We start from the raw sequence: 5,000 nt of genomic DNA, 5'->3' as shown, positions 1-5,000 counted from the left end.
CTCACTTACGTGAATCCGCTGCTTCGGTGTCTGACTTACTCCCTTTCATTATCGGTGCATGAATACTTGACCGGTAAGCTATTACGCACTTTTTAAATGATGGCTGCTTCTAAGCCAACATCCCGGCTGTCACTGTATCCAAACATCCTTTCTGACTGAGTCAGACTTGGGGACCTTAGCAGGCGATCTGGGTTGTTTCCCTCTTGACAACGGAGCTTATCCCCCGTCGACTAACTCCCAGGATAGTCACAATAGTATTCGGAGTTTGGTCACGGTGGGTACCCCGGGAAGGGCCCCGCCCGAATTCAGTCTCTCTACCCCTATCGTGTAGTTGCCTGAGGCTAACCCTAAAGTTATTTCGGAGAGAACGAGCTATCTCCCAGTTTGATGAGACTTTTACTCCTCCCCACAGGTCATCCCCTAGTTTTTCAACACTAGTGAGTTCGGTCCTCCACGCAGTCTTACCCGCGCTTCAACCTGCCCATGGGTAGTTCACAAGGTTTCGCGTCTATCGCCATTGACTTAGTCGCCCTATTCAGACTCGGTTTCCCTGGGGCTTCGATCCGTAAGATCTTAACCTGCCAATGACGATAACTCGCCGGATCATTATGCAAAAGGCACGCCGTCACACGGTCCGAAGACATCGTGCTCCGACAGCTTGTAAGCACACGGTTTCAGGTTCTTTCCCTCCCCTAAAAGGGGTTCTTTTCATCTTTCGCTCGCGCTACTTTTCACTATCGGTCGTCAGTGAGTACTTAGCCTTACGAGATGGGCCTCGCAGATTCAGACCCGGTTCCACGTGCCGGGCCCTACTCGGGTGCCAGTTAGCCACTTCAAGCTTTCGAATACGGGACTCTCACCCTCTATGGTGCCGGTTTCCACACAGCTTCTTCTAGCCATTCATGTACATGTCACTGGTCCCACAACCCCGAATGCCGTAGCACTCGGTTTGGGCTATTCCCTTTTCGCTCGCCGCTACTTAGGGAGTCGAGTTTTCTTTCTCTTCCTATGGGTACTGAGATGTTTCAGTTCCCCACGTTCGCTCAGCTTTCGCTGTAATTCAGGGATCCCGGGATCAACGCCTGTTTGACGGCTCCCCACAGGCTTTTCGCAGCCTTCCACGCCCTTCATCGCCTTCTGACGCCAAGACATCCCCCGTGTGCCCTTAATAGCTTGACCACCTTAATTTCAACCACGCAGGACCTTTCAACCCAGCATCGTCAATTTCAGATAGTAAACCATCGCTGCAGCTTGCGACTGCAGCCACTTTAACGATATAACCAGCAACTTACGCTGCCGATTCGCCACGCCAGGTATGCAAAAAACATTCCTCAAGAGCTCAGGCCAATTACTTTTGTCAAACTTGCGTTCAACTCCACACTTTCGTGTGGTGCAATAGCCAGATGCCACGCGTGTTTTTAATCTATCCACCAAATTGCCAAAGATCTCTGATTCACGCTTCTTGGCGTGACTCGCACACTGGCTTTCACCAGCCGAAACCTGCGAGAAGAAACCACTTTCACTTGAAACCCAAGTCAACCTAAGTGGTGTCTTCTCGTTTGTTTGCGTCCCGTTTTGTGTCAGGCGGGTCCAAGATGTTACGGGCCGCGGCGTCTCCCGTCAACCCTCTGGCCCTTCTTTTTTCGAATTTCTTTTTCGACTCTTTGGAGGACCATCTCGCAAACAAATGCACAAATGACGATTCAGCTCCAGATTTCACCCAATACGTATCATGGGTCTCCCCTCGGCACTCGTCCGTTCTATCCCCATCCCCCGCATTCACCTCTCCTCTTCCGCATATCGTCCTCATCCAAAACAAGCGGGGCCTGGAAGGAGTTGCTCGACTTCCCCCAGGCCCCGCTCTACTTACACTGCCTATGCGCAGGTGATGAATTCGGCACCGCCCATCGGGCTCGGACACCAGCCATCCCCCTCAGCACATCCACCCGCTTTCACTTTCCTTCAAGGTTGAAGTTTGCAGTATTCTCCCCAGACTTTACGGTGAACTTCAGCCCACTAGTTCCCGTCGACGCGTATTTCGAAGGAAACGGAGTCGCCGGTTTTCCAGTAGGCCTCGGCCCGAGCTTCAACGTCTTTGCCATCGCCGTCGGATCAGTGGAGACTGCGTTTCCACTGGAGATTTCGACTGGAGCCGTCAACTGAATGTCGTAATCACCAACTGGGAGTCCTGGCCCGCTGGGGTAGAGCACGCTGAACTTGCCTTGGTCGTCAACTTTTCCCGCCCCCGTGTACCCTCCCTTGTTTGAGATAAACAGAACCTGACAACCTGCCGGCAATGCCCCCTTGTCGAGGGTGACTACTCCGGTGACTGTCCCTCGCTCTCCAGTAAAGCCATCCGGGAAGCCCTTTTGACATCCAGAGAGACTCAAGCCCACGCACACCATCAAAGAAAACAATCCGCTGTTCAACAACCGAACGACCATGATCCCGAATCCTCATGCATCAAATACACTCTTTGAGTCCAACAGAATTTCACTTGGCGCAGATTCGCAGCGACTCGCGTGACCAAAACGGTTCCGTGCGACCAAGTCGCGGGTGACTTGGACACGCTGGTCATAAAAATTGCACAGCGGACCAACCGACTTTGGGCCCGCTGTGCCAAGAGACCACTGAATCAATCTCACATCGGTACGACTTCCTAAGATCCCTGGGGATCCACGAGTCATCGAGACTCTGCAGAACAGAGAACCTGCAGCCAAACCGACGCTATAAGACCACCCTAGAACTCGCCAATCACTCGACGGTCGTCACGGACAGACAAATAGGTGAGAGTGTCGAGATTGATATTGTCGGAAATGAACCGAACGGCACCATCAGTCATCAACACTTGTACCCCACCTGTATGCTCAGACGTGAACGGGGTGTTATTCGCTCCCGCTGCTGGCCACGCTGGCCAGACGATTCCAGCAGCACCAAGAACCTTGGCGTTCGGCGCGTATCGAACAGTCACATTGCAAGAATGCGGCCCCCATCCGGTCCAGCCGGAGAGGCCCCCCATCGGCCAGCCCCATTCATAACTTGGCCGCCTGTCTTCGCGGTTACCAGCAACGTCAAAAACAAAGTTGCTAATCTCGCCCATCAGCAACGTGTTCGACGTTCCATCTGTGCACTTCGCCAAAGTCATATTATGGAATTGTGGGATCATGCCTCGAGTGGAAATATTCCCGTACTCTTGATCAAACCATTCACTTCCCGCGACGGAAGTGAATTGCGGTGGCCGAGGTGCTGCCCCTGCAACTCCATAGTAGTGCTGGGTATGAGCATCACCATTCAACCCGGCAGGCAAACTAGATGAGGGACACAGCAAAACGGTCAGTTTCTTCCCTCGTGTCAATCCTCTGTTGGCATCCCAGCCAGTATGTGGGGTATTGAAGTCCCACTGATTGAACATGGGAGCCTGATCAAGATAAGGGAGAAGACCGACCCACATCGAAACGCCCCAAGTTTCGGCTGTTCCCACGTGCGCCTGATTCCCAGTCCCATTCGGGAGAACATTGTAGGTGTCGTGGTAATTGTGCAGCGCCAATCCATGCTGTTTCAGATTGTTCTTGCACTGGGACCTTCTGGCAGCCTCTCTGGCTTGCTGCACCGCCGGCAGCAGCAATGCGATCAACACCGCAATGATGGCAATAACAACCAAGAGCTCAATGAGCGTGAACCCCCTGAAACGCTGGCCCCTATGACAGGTGAAATTTGACTTCATCATCGTGCCCTTCAATCCAAATAAGTTGAAAACAAAACAGAAATCACACACAATTCAAACACTTACAATCCAATACATATTGCAAATTTATCGGCCTACTCGACTTGTCACGTCGTCTGAACCGAACATTTGGTGCACATTAGACGAGAAATCAGCACGTCGCGAAGAGACTTCTATGCACAACAAGCCCCAACTGTGCACAATACAAAATCGACCATCTCATATCTAATCAAACAGAAAACATCAACCAATTCCGATCATTTGTAATCTTGCAGCAAAACGGCGAGGCTTTTTGAGAGAAATTGTGCTGCTGATCTCCCACCGACCCCAAATAAAAAGCACCTCAGCAGATTGCCGCTGAGGTGCTTGATAAGGCATCAAAAGGAGACTTACTCCCACGCGTGAAGCAGAGATCTCACGGTTGCTCGACACCGAGGGTCAACGCGTCATCCCACCCATCTGCCCCGATGATGGGAAGGGCAAACCGAAATGCATCTTCCCACTCAGGCGTATCCGCCTTCTGGAAGACCTGATAAATTGGCTTCTTTTCCGAAGGAGCGAAAACAGAGTTCGGCCGGCGAGTCCACAGCCCCAAGTTCAGTCCCCCTTCGTGCGCGTGATCGACGTGCCTGTGATAAATAAACGCTTCGATCGTCGGCAACCGCTCCACTTTCTTCCAAGCCAGGCAGTATGCAGCAGCTTGCTCCTGCAAGGACTCCACACTCTCACGACTATTGAATCCTTGTTCGCTGAGGATAATGCTCCGAGTCCTCCCGTTAAACAGGAGCTCATCTCGTTCAAAGTAAGCTGTCAGCACTTCCAGATTCTTGAAGGTGATCCGAGGCGAATCGTCATTGCTCGTTGGGCTTTGATCATTCCAGAACGCAGGATTGAACAAATCCTCTGGATAAGGGTGATAGGCAAGATGCCATTCAAAATCTCCTGTCTCCCGCGCCCGTTGAGCAAAACGATCGACCAGATACTTTCCGCCCATCGTCTGCATCGGCCTGTCATCCAGTCCCCGCCCCCAGAAGTGGTCGAGAGACAAGTAAATCCTGGCGGCCGGGTCCTGTGATCGCACCGAATTGAAAGCGAGCCGAACGGCTTTGAGATATTGCTCGATAAATTCATCCGCCGGAATCTCCCCGACATTCGACCACTCTCGATGAGAGTTCACTTCATTCCCAATGATGTAACCGACAACCCGTCCATCCCCTGCCTCGGTACTCCTCCACCGATGCCCCATGAATGAAAACGTTGCCTGAAGCCATTCCCG

3 protein-coding genes and 1 rRNA gene (2 of these 4 only partly in view) are annotated in these 5,000 nt (G+C 52.2%); all 4 read right to left on the bottom strand.

What is annotated here, in order from left to right; genetic code table 11:
- A 23S ribosomal RNA gene (locus SH668x_RS07385) occupies positions 1 to 1,179 on the bottom strand (it extends 1,599 nt beyond the left edge of the window).
- A 773-nt stretch (positions 1,180 to 1,952) separates the two neighbouring features.
- Positions 1,953 to 2,444: a carboxypeptidase-like regulatory domain-containing protein gene (locus SH668x_RS07380; protein ID WP_437188049.1), complete on the bottom strand. Its 492-nt coding sequence runs from the start codon at positions 2,442 to 2,444 to the stop codon at positions 1,953 to 1,955.
- A 296-nt stretch (positions 2,445 to 2,740) separates the two neighbouring features.
- Entirely contained in the window at positions 2,741 to 3,727 is a 987-nt protein-coding gene (locus SH668x_RS07375) for a DUF1559 family PulG-like putative transporter (protein WP_437188048.1), read from the bottom strand.
- Between the two features lie 412 nt (positions 3,728 to 4,139).
- Positions 4,140 to 5,000, bottom strand: the 3' portion of a protein-coding gene (locus tag SH668x_RS07370; RefSeq protein WP_437188047.1) for a DUF5722 domain-containing protein. Its footprint extends 459 nt past the window's final position; the window shows 861 of its 1,320 coding nt (coding positions 460-1,320); its start codon lies beyond the right edge, outside the window; the stop codon is at positions 4,140 to 4,142.

Origin of the sequence: Planctomicrobium mucosum, assembly GCF_051466335.1 — a bacterium.
Taxonomy (GTDB): domain Bacteria; phylum Planctomycetota; class Planctomycetia; order Planctomycetales; family Planctomycetaceae; genus Planctomicrobium.
The sequence above is the reverse complement of the archived record's forward strand: the minus strand, read 5'-3'. Positions and strand labels throughout refer to the sequence as shown.